Raw genomic sequence first — 16,509 nt, 5'->3', positions numbered from 1 at the left:
TCTTGTGGAGCGGGTAACCCGCTTATCTAAACCTGATTTCAGATTTGAGGATTTACTAATGGCTGTAACTACTGCCCTAGTTAAAGAATTACGCGAGCGTACTGGCGCTGGCATGATGGATTGTAAAAAAGCGTTAACTGAGACTGATGGTGACATCGAGTTAGCGATTGAAAACATGCGTAAGAGCGGTGCTGCAAAGGCTGCTAAAAAAGCAGGTAACATCGCTGCTGAAGGTACTATCATCATCAAGCAAAACGCGGGTGTTGCAGTACTTGTAGAAGTTAACTGTCAAACTGACTTCGTAGCTAAAGATGCAAGCTTCTTAGCATTTGCTAATAAAGTTGCAGATGCTGCTATCGCTGACACTTCATCTATCGAAGACTTACAAGCTAAGTTTGAAGAAGATCGTGTTGAGCTAGTAACTAAAATTGGTGAAAACATCAATGTACGTCGTCTTCAGTACATCACTGGTGAGCAACTAGTTGAGTACCGTCACGGCGAGCGTATTGGTGTTGTTGTTGCAGGTGTTGCTGATGAAGAAACACTTAAGCACGTTGCAATGCACGTTGCTGCTTCAAACCCAGACTACTTAACACCAGATGACGTACCTGCTGATGTTGTTGAAAAAGAAAAGCAAGTACAAATCGACATCGCGATGAATGAAGGCAAGCCTGCTGAAATCGCTGAGAAGATGGTTGTTGGTCGTATGAAAAAATTCACTGGTGAGGTTTCTCTTACTGGTCAAGCTTTCATCATGGAACCTAAAAAGTCTGTTGGCGAAATTCTTAAAGAGAAAAACGCAACAGTTACTGGCTTTGTACGTATGGAAGTTGGTGCAGGTATCGAGAAGAAAGAAGAAGATTTTGCTGCTGAAGTTGCTGCTCAAATTGCAGCTGCTAAAGCTAAGTAAGATTAGCTATTTGTGATGCCAAAGGAAAATAGATGCAATTAAAGTACTATTTGCTTTTGCGTCACGCTTAGAAATTCTTTAAAATAACCGCGCTTTTATGTTTAACATAAGCGCGGTTATTTTTTATCCATAATTCAATAAAAGTTGGCCCCAAAACTATGACTATCAATCGCAAACCTATTTTTAGACGTGTTCTTCTCAAATTAAGTGGTGAAGCTTTAATGGGAGACGAAGGCTTCGGCATCGACCCTAAAGTTTTAGATCGTATGGCACAAGAAATTAAAGAGCTCGTAGAACTCGACGTAGAAGTGGGTTTAGTTATTGGTGGCGGTAACTTTTTACGTGGAGGCTCACTAGCCGAAGCGGGTATGAACCGCGTTGTTGGCGACCACATGGGTATGCTTGCAACCGTCATGAATGGTCTTGCTATGCGTGATGCGTTGCACCGTGCATTTGTAAATTGTCGTTTAATGTCAGCCATTCCTTTAAATGGCGTATGTGATGCGTATAACTGGGCAGAAGCCATTAGCTTATTAAAAACAGGTCGTGTTGTTATTTTTGCAGCCGGTACGGGTAACCCGTTCTTTACAACTGACTCTGCAGCGTGTTTACGTGGCATTGAAATTGAAGCTGACACAGTAATTAAAGCAACCAAAGTAGATGGTGTATTTAGCGATGATCCGGTTAAAAACCCAGATGCGACACTTTACCGTCACTTAAGCTACAATGAAATTATTGATAAAGAACTAAAAGTAATGGATTTAGCGGCATTTACATTAGCTCGCGACCATAATATGCCATTGAGCGTATTTAATATGAATAAATCAGGCGCATTAAAACGCGTAATAATGGGTGAAGAAGAAGGAACCCTTATTTCTTCACAAGCCTCAGATGAAGTTAGTAACTAGATTAGGATTAAACCGTGATTAACGATATTCAAAAAGATGCGCAAGCGCGCATGCAAAAAAGTGTAGCAGCACTTGGTAGTCAATTATCTAAAATTCGTACTGGCCGTGCTCATCCTGCAATTTTAGACGGCATCATGGTGTCGTACTACGGCGCACCAACACCGTTAAACCAAGTTGCAAATGTAACAATTGAAGACTCACGTACATTGGCTATTGGTGTATTTGATAAGTCATTAGCGCAAGCTGTTGAAAAAGCGATTATGGCATCTGACCTTGGTTTAAATCCAATGTCTGCAGGCACAGTGATCCGTGTACCACTTCCTCCATTGACTGAAGAACGTCGTAAAGATTTAATTAAAATCGTACGTGGTGAAGTAGAAGGCGGTCGTGTTGCTATTCGTAACATTCGTCGTGATGCAAATGGCGATATTAAAAACTTATTAAAAGATAAAGACATCTCTGAAGATGAAGCGCGTCAAGCTGAAGATGCTATCCAAAAAATCACTGATAAGTTTATCAAAGAAATGGATACGCAACTAACAGCGAAAGAAGCTGAGTTGATGGAAATCTAATTGCTAATCTAGGCTCGGATTAACAGCTTTACTAAAGTAACTAAGTCGTTGTTTATATGCCTTCGCACTTAACTTTAATTGTGTGATTTTAAAGGGTAACAGATTGTGTTTACTCTTTGCTATTGGCTCGATTATCAGTAAATACAAGGTTGTTAGCTGTATAATTATTTGCTTTATGTAGATTTATTATCACGGGTACAGGTTAAAATTATTAGTTTTGAAACGCCGTCTGGGGTATACTAGGCGGCGTTTTTTTATGGAATACACAAAATTTATGGTTCTAGACGCTGATACAATTTCACAGCAATGTTTACCTAAACATGTTGCCATCATCATGGATGGGAACGGGCGTTGGGCACAAGCTAGAAATAGACCTCGTGTATATGGGCATAAAAAAGGCGTGGATGCAGTTCGTCAATCCGTGCAGTTTTGTACTAAATTAGGAATACAATCGTTAACCTTATTTGCTTTTAGTAGTGAAAACTGGCGCCGCCCTGAAGACGAAGTAAATACACTTATGGAGCTTTTTTTATTTGTACTGAGTAAAGAAGTTAAAAAGCTGCATAAAAATAACGTAAAACTAACCATCATTGGAGATTTATCTCGATTCTCTGAAAGCTTGCGCGCTAAAGTACATACAGCTCAAGAACTAACAGCGAACAATACCGGGCTGCACTTAAATGTTGCGGCAAATTACGGTGGTCGCTGGGATATGACTCACGCTGCTAAGCAAGTTGCTTTACAAGTAGCGAATGGAGAAATTGACCCAGCAGATATTACAGAAGAACATATTGCACAGCATATGAGTATGGCAGATCAAGCTCAGCCTGATTTATTGATCCGTACCGGTGGCGATGTCAGAATTAGTAACTTTTTACTTTGGCAGGCAGCCTACGCTGAACTTTATTTCACAAATACACTTTGGCCTGATTTTAATGAAGCTGCTTTTGCAGAGGCCATTGCATGTTACGTTGCCAGAGAGCGACGTTTTGGTTGCACGGGCGAACAAATAAAACAATTACTCGCTCAAACCTAAAATAGATTAAGGGTCATCATTTTGTTAAAACAACGTATTTTAACCTCACTAGTGCTAGCGCCATTAGCACTGGCTTTGGTTTTTTACACCCCACTAACGTTATTTAGTTATTTTGCGGGTGCTATTGTATTAATGGGCGCGTGGGAATGGTCTGCCTTTATGGGACTATGCGATAAGCTAAAACGTGGCGCCTTCGTGTTATTAGTGGCAGTATTACTAGGGTTACTCAATTTGCATTGGCCTATAGAGACTCTATGGCAAGATGGTCAACTTGTAGGCGATGCTAATTACTTATTTACCTTGTCGTTTTCTTGGTGGTTGGTAGCCAGTTACTTAGTGTGGCGTTACCCTGCTATGGCGAAAGGGTGGAACGAAGGGCTTGTGATGCGCGGCATTGCTGGTTTGTTGACCTTAGTACCGCTATGGCTTGCACTTAACACACTGCGTAGTGCGCAATATACGGAATCTACTCACTATGGCTCTATGCTCATTTTAGTTGTATTAGGCATTGTATGGAGTGCCGATATAGGCGCTTACTTTACAGGTAAAAGTTTTGGTAAACATAAGTTAATGCCTAAAGTTAGTCCAAATAAAACCATAGAAGGCCTCGCAGGTGGCGTGGTTGCTGCGGTGTTATTTGTACTGGCTTTTTGTTATTACACTAACGTTGATACCTCTGTATGGCCTATTTATGCAGTTATGACAGCGTTTATTGCCTTGTTTTCTGCGGTAGGTGATTTACTTGAGAGTATGTTTAAGCGCGAAGCGGGACTTAAAGATAGCGGCAGTTGCTTACCAGGACACGGTGGTATTTTAGACCGTATTGATAGTTTAACTGCGGCAGCACCGATGTTTGTTATTTGCTTTGCTTGGACGCTTAGCTTATGAGTGCTGTGCAACAACTGGTTATTTTGGGTGCGACGGGGTCGATAGGTCTTAGCACGTTAGATGTTGTTGCAAGAAACCAACAGCAATTTAAAGTTTTTGCATTGACCGCAGGACAAAATGCAAAAAAAATGGCTGAACTGTGTATAGCTCACCAGCCTCGTTATGCTGTAATGGCATCTGAATCGGCGGCTAAGCAGCTTTCTGCGCTTTTAAAGCATGAGAGTAAAACGCAAGTAATGCATGGCGAGAAAGCCATGAGTGAGCTCTGTGCTCATGTTGATGTTGATACGGTTATGTCAGCGATTGTCGGTGCAGCCGGATTACTACCTACCTTGAGCGCTGTTGAAGCGGGTAAAAAAGTGCTGCTTGCCAACAAAGAGTCACTGGTGATGTCGGGTCAGTTATTCATCGATAAAGTTAAAAAGCATAAAGCAACTTTATTACCCATCGACAGCGAGCATAATGCTATTTTTCAGTGTTTACCTAGTGCTTTACAAAATACCCAAGGGCAAGCAAAGCTTGGGCAACATGGGGTTAGCAAAATTTTATTAACTGGCTCAGGTGGCCCGTTTTTAAATCGCGATATCAATACCCTTAACACCGTTAGCGTCAGTGAAGCTGTTGCTCATCCTAATTGGTCTATGGGGCAAAAAATATCAGTAGACTCAGCTACGATGATGAACAAAGGCTTAGAGTTTATTGAGGCAAAATGGTTATTTAACTGTGATGCAAACGATATTGATGTGGTGATTCATCCTCAAAGTATTATTCATTCGATGGTGCAATACCAAGATGGCTCTATTTTAGCGCAAATGGGTAACCCTGATATGCGCACCCCGATAGCGCATGCACTTGCGTATCCAGAGCGCATTGATGCGGGTGTCAAGCCGTTAAATTTTTCTGATATTTGTGATTTTTCGTTTACCAAACCTGATTTCTCACGTTACCCCAATTTAAAGCTTGCAATTGCAGCCTGTGATGCAGGCCAAGGAGCCACCACCACCGTTAATGCGGCTAATGAGATTGCAGTTAATGCGTTTTTACAGGGGCAGATTGGGTTTACGGATATTTATAAAGTGAATGCGCAAACGCTAGACGCCGCACAATTTACTGATGCGAAAACACTCGATGAAATTTTAGAGTGTGACCGTTTAGCTCGCATCAGCGCTGCGCAGTTTATAACAAAAGTGGTGCATTGATATGTTCGATTTTTTTTGGAATTTAGGTTCGTTTATACTCGCACTAGGCATTCTAGTGACCGTTCATGAATATGGTCATTTTTGGGTTGCGCGTAAAGCGGGTGTAAAGGTACTGCGCTTTTCAATTGGTTTTGGTAAACCCTTACTAAAATGGCACGATAAATATAATACTGAGTACGTTATTGCGGCAATCCCGCTGGGCGGATACGTGAAAATGCTCGACGAGCGTGTTGATGAAGTGCCTGCCAATCAACGTCATTTATCGTTTAATGCTAAATCAGTTCAAGCCCGCATAGCCATTGTGGCAGCAGGGCCGATGGCGAACTTTTTGTTCGCTATTTTTGCTTTAGCGGTGATGTACATGGTAGGTGTGCAAACCATAAAACCAGTTGTGGGTAGTGTTGTTGAAGGCAGTCGAGCTGAACAAGCCGGTATTATGCCAACCCAGCAAATTATTAAAATTGGTGATGACGACATAAGTAATTGGCAAGATGCGACCTTTTCTTTGATGTCTCATTTAGGTGATAAAAGCGTTGCCGTAACCTTACGCAACGAAAATTATCAGCAAACAGTGCAAACGCTTAACCTAGATGGTTGGAAGCTTGATCAACAAGATGTACCGCCGCTCAGTTCGTTAGGTATTGTACCGTTTCGTCCTCAGGCAACCTTGGTTATTGCTGCTATTACTAAAAACTCAGCTGCTGAACAGGCTAATTTACAGGTTAACGACGTTATTTTAGCTGTGAATGGTGAAACAATGAGCAGTTGGCAGCAATTAGTTAATCTTATTACTCAATCGGCTAACAAATCCTTACAATTTAGTGTAAAAAGACAAGATAGTATAAAAACAATAACAGTTACTCCAAAGAGCCGGGTCGTCAGTAATGGCATAGAGCAAGGCTTTTTGGGTGTTGCTCCCGTTGTAGAGCAGTGGCCTGATGATTTTGTAGAGACTAGACATTATGGGCCACTAGATAGTATTGTGCTGGGCACAAAAGAAACATGGCGTTTAATTACGCTGAGTTTTGACATGATAGGTAACTTAATAACAGGCCAAGTGTCGGTTAAAAACCTAAGTGGACCCGTCGGCATAGCCGTAGGCGCCGGCACCAGTGTTAGTTATGGATTAGTCGCATTTTTAAGCTTTTTAGCTTTGATAAGCGTTAACTTGGGAGTATTTAATTTACTTCCTCTGCCAGTGCTTGATGGTGGGCACTTAATGTATTACATAATTGAACTTTTTCGTAAAAAGCCAGTCTCTGAAAAGACACAAGAGTTTGGTTTTAAAGTGGGAGCCTTGCTACTCATTTTTCTAACATGTTTCGCTTTGTTCAATGATGTATCGCGCTTGTAGTTATGTAAGCGTGGTAACGACAAATTAGAACACGATTGTAAAGCTCTTAAATATTTAATTTTCGATGCTAAGCGGTAATACAGTTGTAAAGGATAAAGATAATAAAATGGCTATAAAAAAACATTTGGTAGTTTCAAGTTTATTGGGTGCAAGCTTTGCAGCCCTAGGCCAAAACTCCTTTATTGTTGAAGATTTAAAAGTTGAGGGATTGCAACGTGTCGCACTTGGTGCTGCATTAACGCATATTCCTATTAACGTGGGCGACAATGTTGATGAATATACAATTTCAAAAACAATTAAGTCACTTTATCGCTCTGGTCACTTTGACAATATAAAAGCGTTACGTGATGGTAATAACGTTATTTTTAAAGTAACTGAGCGTCCAACCATTAGCTTTATTGAATTTGAAGGCAATAAAGACATAAAAGATGAGCAGTTAAATCAGTCACTCGATCAACAAGATATTCGCCAAGGCGAGCCGCTTGATAAAACGGTAATCGATAATATCGAAAAAGGCCTGATTGAATTTTTTCACAGTATTGGTAAATACAATGCAAAAGTGGATATCAGTGTCACTAAATTACCACGTAATCGGGTTAAATTAAGACTTGAGTTTGACGAGGGCGATGCAGCCTCCATTCGTCAAATTAACTTAGTGGGTAATGAGCTTTTCTCAAACGAAGAGTTATTGCAACTAGTTGAGTCGCAGCAAGACTTACCATGGTGGCAGTTTATGGGTAGCGACCGCTATCAAAAACAAACCATTGAAGGCGATTTAGAAAAAATTCGCAGCTTTTATTTAGACCGTGGCTATTTACGCTTTAATATTGACTCAACTCAAGTATCAGTTAGCCCTGAACGTGAGTCTGTTTATGTAACGGCAAATATTACCGAAGGCGTTAAATACAAAGTGAAAGGCTTTGATTTCATCGGTGATTTACTTGGTCGTGAAGAATTAATAAAAAGTGTTATTCCACTGCGCACAGGCGAGCTTTATAACGGATCAGTGGTTACCTCATCAGAAGAATTTATCAAAAGCTACTTGGCGCGTTTTGGTTACGCCAATGCTGAAGTACGTACGATTCCAGAAATTGATGACGAGAACCAAGAAGTACAATTGACTCTGTCGGTTGACCCAGGCAAGCGTGTGTATGTTCGTCGAATTATTGTAGGTGGTAACCAAAACACGGCTGATGAAGTACTGCGCCGTGAAATGACACAGCTTGAAGGTGCATGGTTATCTAACCAAAACCTAGAGCGTTCTAAACTACAAATTCAACGTTTACCTTATATGGAAACCGTTGATTTTAATGTAGTGCCAGTTCCAGGTGTTGATGACCAAGTGGACGTTGACTTTACTGTTAAAGAGCAATCAGCGGGCAGCTTTAATGCGGGTCTTGCCTATGGCTCATACTTAGGTCTGCAGTTTAATATTGGTGTAACCGAGTCTAACTTTTTAGGCACAGGTAACCAAATTGGCTTTAATATTAATACTTCACGCGGCTCTGAGCGTGTCAGTGTATCGTATACCGACCCTTACTTTACGCCGGATGGCGTATCGCAGGGCAGCAGTATTTTTTACAGTAACTACGATGCCAGTCAGTTTAGCTTGATTGACTATAAGTCAAAAAGTTATGGGTTAGGGACAAACATTGGTTTCCCAATTGATGCCATTAACCGTATTAATTTTGGCGCACGTTGGATAGAAGAACAATTGTCAGATATTGCTGAATATGAGCAAACACGTGTACTACGTGAAACCTTCTTAGATCCAGAAAATCCAGATGCGGGCTTTGAATTTACAAAGTACGAGCTAAGTGTTGGTTGGTCACGAGTTACAGTTAACCGTGGTTTATTCCCAACGGCAGGTTCACGACAAACATTAAACTTAACAGCCACAACGCCAAACTCTGATTTACAGTACTTTAAATTAAATTATGACTCGCGTTTTTACTGGCCGATTTCTAACGATCATCGTTGGGTTTTCTCAACGCGTGCTGCATTAGGTTATGGTAATGGTTATGGCTCTACCAATGGCTATGATCAAACTTTACCGTTCCAAGAATACTTCCGTATCACTGAAATGGAATTACGTGGCTTTGATAGAAATACCATTTTACCGCGTGCTGTTTCGCGTATACCGCAATCAATACCAGGTACGCCATCAGGTGATGGCACAACCACAGGCAACATTGGTGGGGCGTCAGAGTTTGACGTGCTAATACCACAAGGTCGTATTGGTGGTAATGCTAAAGCAGTGGCAGGTATGGAGCTTATTGTACCTACTCCATTCTTAGATGAAGAAAATACTAGTTCAGTGCGAACGAGTTTCTTTGTTGACGCTGCCAACGTATGGGATACCGAATTCAGTGTTGATCGCTATCAAAACTTAGGGATTGATGAGCGTGCAAAATTAGATGACTACTCAGACCCAATGCGCTTTAGGGTTGCAACCGGTTTATCATTACAGTGGATCTCACCTATGGGTCCGATGCTGATCAGCTTTGCGTATCCGTTGCAAAAAGAAGAAGATGACGATACCAAGACCATCAGTTTTAATATTAGTAACACTTTCTAAAGGAGTTTATTGTGAAAAAATTATTCAAATCAACAGCAGTTGCCGTTTTAGCTACACTTATGATGGGTACATCAGTTAACGCTTTTGCTCATAAAGTGGGTATTGTAGATATGCAAGAAATCTACAAGCAGCTTCCACAAATGGCTAAAATTGAACAGTCTCTGCAAACTGAGTTTGCAGAGCGTCGTCAAGAGCTTGAAAAGTTGCAAGGTGACATTCGCTTTGAAGCTGAAAAGTTTAAGCGTGAAAGCACTACAATGAGTCAAGACCAAAAAGACGCATTACGTGATAAAATTCAAGGTATGCAAAAAAATCTTGCTGAAAAAGGTCGTCCTTTAGAGCAAGAAATTAAATCACGCCAAAATCAAGAGTTGGCTAAAGTTCAGACTCTAATTATTGAAACTATCCAAGAAATTGCTAAAAAAGGCGACTTCGACGAAGTTAAAGTAAAAGACACAACAATTTACTTTAACCCTAAAGAAGTAACTGATCTTTCTGAAAAAGTTGTACAAGCTGTAAGTAAGAAATAATTAATCTATGCAAAATTATACGCTTTCGCAAATTGCGGAACTTCTAAGCGCCGAGCTACAAGGTGATGGCGCTTTAGAAATTAAAAAAATAGCAACACTTGCAAATGCCCAGACTGGGCATATTGCATTTTTAGCGAACAAGAAATATCGCTCTCAGCTTGAAACAACACAAGCCAGTGCTGTGATACTGAGTCCTGAGGATGCGCCTTATTTTTCAGGCAACAAAATCATCGTCGCCAATCCGTATGTGAATTACGCCAAACTCGCTCAGTTAATGGATACCACGCCACGTAGTGCCATTAGTGGTATACACCCAAGTGCGGTTATACATGCCAGTGCGCAAGTCAGTAAAAGCGCAGCCATAGGCGCGAATGTTGTAATTGAAGCTGACGCTGTGATTGGCGATAACGTACAAATTGGTCCGAACAGTTTTATTGGTGAACGTGTTAAAATAGGCTCAGGCACCAAACTATGGTCAAGTGTGAGCGTTTATCATGATGTTGAGATTGGCGCAGACTGTTTATTTCAAGCGAATACTGTTATTGGCAGCGACGGTTTTGGTTATGCGAATGAACGTGGTCAGTGGCTTAAAATTCCACAACTAGGCTCAGTGATCATTGGCGATAAAGTCGAAATTGGTGCAAGCACCACCATAGATCGTGGTGCACTCGATGATACTATTATTCACAGTAACGTTATTATTGATAATCAGTGTCAAATAGCACACAACGTTGAAGTTCAGTCAGGCACTGCAATTGCCGGTTGTACTGTACTTGCAGGCAGTGTCAGCATAGGTAAAAATTGCCAGATTGGCGGCATGACCGCAATTAACGGTCACATGTCTGTATGTGATGGTGTTATAATTACTGGTATGAGTATGGTGACTAAATCAATCACCGAACCGGGTATTTACTCATCCGGTATGCCTCATACGACTAACAAAGAATGGCGAAAGTCAATTGCTCATTTGCGTAACCTTTCAGACATGAAGTCACGTCTAAAAGCGCTTGAAGCATTGAATAAGTCATGAACGTTGAACACTAATAAGGATGCTATTTTGGCAAACGAATTAAATAGCCTTGATATTCAAGAAATTTTAAGTTTATTACCGCACCGTTACCCGATGCTACTGATTGATCGCGTTATAGATTTCACCCCTGGTGAATCGTTACATGCAATTAAAAACGTATCGATTAATGAACCCATTTTCACCGGCCATTTCCCAAACCAGCCGATTTTTCCTGGTGTGCTAATATTAGAGTCAATGGCACAAGCAACGGGTCTATTAGGGTTTAAAACGGTTGAAAATCGTAGTGAAAACGAACTTTACCTATTTGCAGCCGTAGACAATGCTCGTTTTAAGCAGCCGGTTGTGCCAGGTGATACCATGCATCTTCATGTTAAGTTTTTAAAAGAGCGTCGTAACATATGGAAATTTGCGGCTGAAGCTAAAGTTGACGGCAAAACAGTGTGTAGCGCCGAAATCATGTGTGCTAGAAGAGAGTTTTAATTGTGATCCATGCTACGGCAATAATCGAACCGGGTGCAAAACTTGGTAACAATGTGTCAGTTGGACCATACAGTTACATCGGTAATGATGTTGTTATTGGTGATGACTGTATTATTGAGTCTCACGTTGTTGTTAAAGGGCCTGCTACTATTGGCTCTGGTAACCATATTTTTCAGTTTGCTTCTGTGGGCGAAGCCTGCCAAGACAAAAAATATAACAACGAACCAACAAGCTTAATTATTGGCGACAATAATGTTATTCGTGAATGTGTGACTATTCATCGCGGTACAATCCAAGATGAAGGTGTTACCAAAATAGGTAGCAATAACTTATTTATGGCTTACACTCACGTTGCACACGATGCGGTGATTGGCGATAACGTTATTTTTGCAAATAATGCCAGTGTAGCGGGTCACGTTCATGTTGGTGATTGGGTTATTTTAGCGGGTAACTCAGGTGTGCATCAATTTTGTAAAATTGGTGCTCATGCATTTGTTGGTATGTATTCTGGTGTAAATAAAGACGTACCTCCTTTTGTTACCACCATTGGTATGCCAGCAGGTCCTGCTGCAATCAATACCGAAGGCATGAAACGCCGTGGTTTTGAAAGCGATGAGATAATGGCAGTACGCCGCGCATACAAGGCGTTTTATCGTAAGAGCCTAGGCGTTGATGAAGCGATAGAATCGCTTTCAGAAGACGCTGAAAAATACCCAGCGGTGCAGCTGATGATTGATTTTGTTAAAAGCTCAGAGCGCGGTATTGTGCGTTAATACAGAGCATTTTAATTTATAAAAAAACCACCTCTGAGTAATCAAGGTGGTTTTTTATTAGCTGATATTTGATTAATAACTCAGCCATGAAGTGCATGTTGCTATGTTTATTAAATTCAGTCTCTACTCAGGCTTACCTTATTACACTCCCTACACATTTTCCTATAAAGTATAAATAATGAAACGGATAAAGTTAGTATTGCTTTCAATGCTATTGGTTATGTTAACTGCTTGTAGTACTGCGCCAAGGCAAATAAATAATCAACAAAGTGATATGTCAGAGCGAGGTAAAGCATCATTCTATGCAGACAAATATCATGGCAGAACCACGGCTAATGGCGAACGTTTTAGCCAACAGGCGGCAACGGCTGCGCATCTAAGACTCCCATTTGGTACAAAAGTGAAAGTTACTAATATTGCTAATAATAAGTCTGTAGTGGTCAGAATTAATGACAGGGGGCCTTATATTCGGGGGCGAATTATTGATTTATCTAAGGCGATGTTTAAAAAAATAGCCGACCCTAAAGTCGGCGTTATTGATGTAACGGTCACCGTTATTGATAAAAGTAATACTGCTAAGGACTAAAAGCGGGTCGTTAACGCCACATAGTCAGGGTGTTCATTGAGCAATTGTTGATGTGAACCTTGAGCGATGATTTGTCCACTGTCTAACCAGATGACACTATCCATTTGCGATAACAACGCTGGATCATGAGTAATTGTTAATACACTAGCATGCTCTTTTAGCTGTAAAATACTGTTCATAACGGCTTGTTTAGAAATATTATCGAGCCCTTCAGTGGGTTCATCGAGCACTACAATGGCGGGTTGTTGCAGCAGCGCTTGTGCCAAGGCAATGCGTCTTGACTGGCCTTGAGAGACACTGCGTCCCCCTGTGCCTAAACGAGTATTTAAGCCTTCTTTTAGCGCGCTAAACCAGTTACCCAGCTCGGCTTGTTTTAACGCCGCTGTCATTTGTTGCGGTGTTGCATCAGGTGCCGCATAGGCAAGATTATCGCTTAATGTACCATCAAAAATATGATGTTGCTGCGCTAAAATATTTAATGTTTTTGCACGGCTTTCATTATTTAAATTATGCAGGTTTATTGTTTCTTTTTCGTTTTGTAAGCTAATTGCACCTTGTTGCAGAGGCCATAAACCGCTTAGTAAATTCACTAAGGTTGTTTTACCACTGCCGCTTCGTCCAACAATCGCCACTTTATGCTTTGCAGGTAGCTCAAAACTCACATTATTTAATGCCTGCTTTTGGCCATAGTGGTAGCTAATTTTATCTAGCGAAAGTGTCCATTTTTTATTATGTGAATCAATAACCTGTGAAGGTATCTCGTTTTTATTCAGTACTTTATCTTCAAGGGTAAATAGTCGCTCAGCTGCTTTTAATACATTAGGTAGTTCAATAAACGCGTTGGGTAGTAACAATACGCTTTCAAAACTGGCCAGTACAAACAAACTCAACATCGCCAATTCAACATTTACCATCTCGGCGCTAAACACCAGCGGCACAATAGTGACAATGCTGGCGAGCATAGCCAGTTGTACTATGAGTAAGCTCAAACCATCAGCATTGCCAAGAGCCTTATGACGAATAAATAATTGCTGGTTATACTGCTTACTTAACTGATCACACTTAGTGAGTTGTTGGTTTCGAGCTTGGTAAATATTTAGTTCTCTAAGACCCGTTAAGGTATCAGATAGCTCAGCTCTTAATTGGGCGCTGAGTAATGTTTCTTGGTGGCTGTTTTTATCTAATTGTCTGCTCAATATAGCGGGTATAACCACCCCAATAACAACGATACCCGTAAAGCAAATTAAGGCTACACTTGGGCTGTAAGCAGACATAAACAGCATAATAATAGGCACAGTGAGTAAGGCTACCAACATCGGTAGCAACACATTTAAATAAAATTTTTCTAGTGCGTCTACATCATTTTGTAAGCGGTTAACTAAATCGGCACTGCGGCTCATAGCCAAATCAAGGTTATTAAGTTTACTGAGTGTGGCGAACATATTTACTCGTATTTCACTTAACAATAAAAATGTGGCGTTGTGAGTAACTAAGCGTTCAGCGTAACGTGAAGCGGTGCGCACAATCGCCAAAAAACGAATGGTGCCAGCTGGGGTAAAGTAGTTCATATGGACGCCTGCAATTCCTGCGGCAGCCATAGAAGCTAAAAACCAGCCGGAAATAGCGAGTAAGCCTACATTAGCTAGCACCGTGAGTGACGCTAGAAACGTCCCTAGAAGCATCGCTTTATAATGGGGGCGGCACAATTTAAGTAAACGAATAAAGTTAGTCATTAGTCGCTCCATGTTGCGCTGTTTGCAGCAGCTTTGCAAATTCGCCAGCTTGCTGGCTGAGCGTTATAAAGTCGCCTTGCTGAGCGATGGCACCATTTTCCATAACGATAAGTTGTTTGGCATTTCTTACTGTATTTAAGCGGTGCGCTATGGTGATCACTAAGTGTTCTTTTGCATACTCAGCAATAGCGTTTTGAATGAGCTGTTCAGTTTGACTGTCTAAATGAGCGGTTGGCTCATCAAGCATTAAAATAGGGGCGTTTTTTAAAAATGCACGAGCTAAAGCAATACGCTGCTTTTGTCCTCCAGAGAGCCCTTCGCCTTGTTCACCTATTAATGTGTTAAACCCATCAGGTAAGTCGTTAATAAATTCCAGCGCACCAGCTTGCTGCGCCGCCTGCTCAAGTGCTGCATTTGAAACGCCTGGGTTACCTAGCTTTATATTAGCGCCAATGGTGTCGTAAAATAAGGTTGGCTTTTGTGGGATCCAGGCAATGTTTTGTTGTAATTGGCTTATATCGGCTGTCGTCAATGGTTGTTGGTCAATGGATATGTGTTGTATTACTTCTGGGTGAAAACCAAGCATGCAATCAAGTAGGGTGCTCTTACCTGAGCCGCTAGCTCCCACAATGGCTACTAGTCCTGTGCTTGGCAGGGTTAAATTAATATTATTAATTCCCTCATTGCTATTAGGGTAACTAAAATTGAGATCATGGACGCTGATAGTGCTGTTACCCTCCATGTCTATATGAGCTGTGTGGTTATTATTTTTTGATGGCAGTGGTGCATTTAAAATGATTAGCATATCTGCAGCAGCACTAATTCCTTGTAAGCGCGCATGATAATGGCTGCCTAATTGGCGAAGCGGTAAGTAAAATTCAGGCGCTAGCAGCAATACTACAAAGCCGGTTGCAAAATCGAGCGTGCCAAAAAATAATCTAAAACCAATAATAACCGCTACCAGTGCCACACTAATTGTGGCTAAAAACTCCAGTGCAAAAGAAGATAAAAAAGCAATTTTTAACACGCTTAGCGTTGCATGCCTAAAATCATCTGAAATTTGGGCTATTTGCTTTAGCTCTTTGCGCGTAGCATTAAACAATTTTAGTTGGGTAAGCCCTTGTATGCGGTCAAAAAAGTAGTTGCCTAATACCGCCAGTTGTTGCCAGCGCTTTTGGTTAAGCGCTTCTGCCTTATGACCAACTAGAATCATAAAAAACGGAATAAGTGGTGCGGTTAATAAAAATATCAGTCCCGCTTTATAATCGGTCGGAAATATAACCACTAATATTGCCAGAGGAATAAGCGCACTATAGGCAACCCCTGGTAAGTACTTTGCATAGTAGTCATGCAGAGCTTCTACACCATTGTGCAGCGTGTTGAGCGTAGCGCCTTGGCCGTGTTGTTCTATATAACTTGGCCCAAGTAGCGTGAGTTTATCGAGTAAAGTTTGGCGAATAGCCGATTTGATTTTAAGCGCTGCAAATGCGCTTAAGCGCTCGCTTAACGCTAAAAAAATGGCGCGCAGTAAAATAATACCCGCTAAAGGCCATAAAAAGTGGGTTACTTGGGCTAAATTACGCCCTTCAAACATCACATCATGAATGGTTTGTGCAAGTAAATAAGCGCCTGCAATCATTAAAATCGCATTAACTGTACCTAGGGCAATGCTTAGCTTTAACCACATTGCTGCCGGCTTACTTTGCTGCTTTAAAAAAGCGCGCAGAGACTGTTGCTGCGCGCGATTAGGTCGGGGGTTAGTCGTCATTATGAGTTGTATTATGCTCGTTTAATAAATCATGGGTGGCTTGTTCATCATCAGCAATACTGTTTTTATTTTGATGAAACTCATACCACATTACATTTATTACGCCTAATGTACAGGCAAGTAATACACCTAAAATCCACGCGAAATACCACATAATTTAGTCT

16 protein-coding genes are annotated in these 16,509 nt (G+C 41.1%); 13 read left to right on the top strand and 3 right to left on the bottom strand.

Annotated elements, in window-relative coordinates; genetic code table 11:
* Window positions 1–58 precede the first annotated feature (58 nt).
* The 13 genes from tsf to AAGD16_RS10390 all read left to right on the top strand — a co-directional run bounded on the left by tsf (window position 59) and on the right by AAGD16_RS10390 (window position 12,844).
* Complete coding sequence (gene tsf, locus AAGD16_RS10450; protein WP_013465429.1) at window positions 59–910, top strand: translation elongation factor Ts; 852 nt, start codon at window positions 59–61, stop codon at window positions 908–910.
* 158 nt (window positions 911–1,068) lie between these two features.
* Window positions 1,069–1,818, top strand: coding sequence for a UMP kinase (gene pyrH, locus AAGD16_RS10445; RefSeq protein ID WP_016899281.1), 750 nt, complete (start codon window positions 1,069–1,071; stop codon window positions 1,816–1,818).
* 50 nt (window positions 1,819–1,868) lie between these two features.
* Window positions 1,869–2,390, top strand: coding sequence for a ribosome recycling factor (frr, locus tag AAGD16_RS10440; RefSeq protein WP_013465428.1), 522 nt, complete (start codon window positions 1,869–1,871; stop codon window positions 2,388–2,390).
* 256 nt (window positions 2,391–2,646) lie between these two features.
* Complete coding sequence (locus tag AAGD16_RS10435) at window positions 2,647–3,426, top strand: isoprenyl transferase (protein ID WP_008110986.1); 780 nt, start codon at window positions 2,647–2,649, stop codon at window positions 3,424–3,426.
* A 21-nt stretch (window positions 3,427–3,447) separates the two neighbouring features.
* Complete coding sequence (locus tag AAGD16_RS10430; protein WP_008110985.1) at window positions 3,448–4,314, top strand: phosphatidate cytidylyltransferase; 867 nt, start codon at window positions 3,448–3,450, stop codon at window positions 4,312–4,314.
* Window positions 4,311–5,513: a 1-deoxy-D-xylulose-5-phosphate reductoisomerase gene (ispC, locus tag AAGD16_RS10425; RefSeq protein ID WP_058155038.1), complete on the top strand. Its 1,203-nt coding sequence runs from the start codon at window positions 4,311–4,313 to the stop codon at window positions 5,511–5,513. The genes AAGD16_RS10430 and ispC overlap by 4 nt, the downstream gene beginning before the upstream one ends.
* Window position 5,514: 1 nt before the next feature.
* Window positions 5,515–6,867 (top strand): sigma E protease regulator RseP, encoded by a 1,353-nt coding sequence (gene rseP, locus AAGD16_RS10420; RefSeq protein WP_058155036.1) that lies wholly within the window; start codon window positions 5,515–5,517, stop codon window positions 6,865–6,867.
* Between the two features lie 106 nt (window positions 6,868–6,973).
* On the top strand, window positions 6,974–9,445 hold the full coding sequence (gene bamA, locus AAGD16_RS10415) for an outer membrane protein assembly factor BamA (protein WP_058155514.1): 2,472 nt from the start codon (window positions 6,974–6,976) through the stop codon (window positions 9,443–9,445).
* An 11-nt stretch (window positions 9,446–9,456) separates the two neighbouring features.
* The gene (locus AAGD16_RS10410) at window positions 9,457–9,975 is read left to right on the top strand and encodes an OmpH family outer membrane protein (RefSeq protein ID WP_041695743.1); all 519 of its coding nucleotides are present in this window, start codon (window positions 9,457–9,459) and stop codon (window positions 9,973–9,975) included.
* A gap of 7 nt (window positions 9,976–9,982) precedes the next feature.
* Window positions 9,983–11,005, top strand: a complete 1,023-nt coding sequence (lpxD, locus tag AAGD16_RS10405) for a UDP-3-O-(3-hydroxymyristoyl)glucosamine N-acyltransferase (RefSeq protein WP_013465423.1) — start codon at window positions 9,983–9,985, stop codon at window positions 11,003–11,005.
* A gap of 27 nt (window positions 11,006–11,032) precedes the next feature.
* Complete coding sequence (gene fabZ, locus AAGD16_RS10400) at window positions 11,033–11,485, top strand: 3-hydroxyacyl-ACP dehydratase FabZ (protein ID WP_008110974.1); 453 nt, start codon at window positions 11,033–11,035, stop codon at window positions 11,483–11,485.
* 2 nt (window positions 11,486–11,487) lie between these two features.
* On the top strand, window positions 11,488–12,258 hold the full coding sequence (lpxA, locus tag AAGD16_RS10395; protein ID WP_377111587.1) for an acyl-ACP--UDP-N-acetylglucosamine O-acyltransferase: 771 nt from the start codon (window positions 11,488–11,490) through the stop codon (window positions 12,256–12,258).
* 178 nt (window positions 12,259–12,436) lie between these two features.
* Window positions 12,437–12,844 carry a septal ring lytic transglycosylase RlpA family protein gene (locus AAGD16_RS10390; protein WP_008467506.1) on the top strand — a complete coding sequence of 136 codons (408 nt, stop codon included), beginning with the start codon at window positions 12,437–12,439 and terminating at the stop codon, window positions 12,842–12,844.
* On the opposite strand, the gene cydC is transcribed toward AAGD16_RS10390, so the two are convergent.
* The 3 genes from cydC to cydX are packed head-to-tail and all read right to left on the bottom strand — an operon-like array spanning window position 12,841 to window position 16,499.
* Complete coding sequence (gene cydC, locus AAGD16_RS10385; RefSeq protein ID WP_377111584.1) at window positions 12,841–14,577, bottom strand: thiol reductant ABC exporter subunit CydC; 1,737 nt, start codon at window positions 14,575–14,577, stop codon at window positions 12,841–12,843. The genes AAGD16_RS10390 and cydC overlap by 4 nt on opposite strands.
* Window positions 14,570–16,345: a thiol reductant ABC exporter subunit CydD gene (cydD, locus tag AAGD16_RS10380; RefSeq protein WP_377111581.1), complete on the bottom strand. Its 1,776-nt coding sequence runs from the start codon at window positions 16,343–16,345 to the stop codon at window positions 14,570–14,572. The genes cydC and cydD overlap by 8 nt, the downstream gene beginning before the upstream one ends.
* Window positions 16,335–16,499 (bottom strand): cytochrome bd-I oxidase subunit CydX, encoded by a 165-nt coding sequence (gene cydX, locus AAGD16_RS10375; protein WP_013465418.1) that lies wholly within the window; start codon window positions 16,497–16,499, stop codon window positions 16,335–16,337. The genes cydD and cydX overlap by 11 nt, the downstream gene beginning before the upstream one ends.
* Between the last annotated feature and the right edge of the window lie 10 nt (window positions 16,500–16,509).

The organism is Pseudoalteromonas sp. M58, from assembly GCF_042604605.1.
Taxonomy (GTDB): Bacteria; Pseudomonadota; Gammaproteobacteria; order Enterobacterales; family Alteromonadaceae; genus Pseudoalteromonas; species Pseudoalteromonas tetraodonis.
The sequence above is the reverse complement of the archived record's forward strand: the minus strand, read 5'-3'. Positions and strand labels throughout refer to the sequence as shown.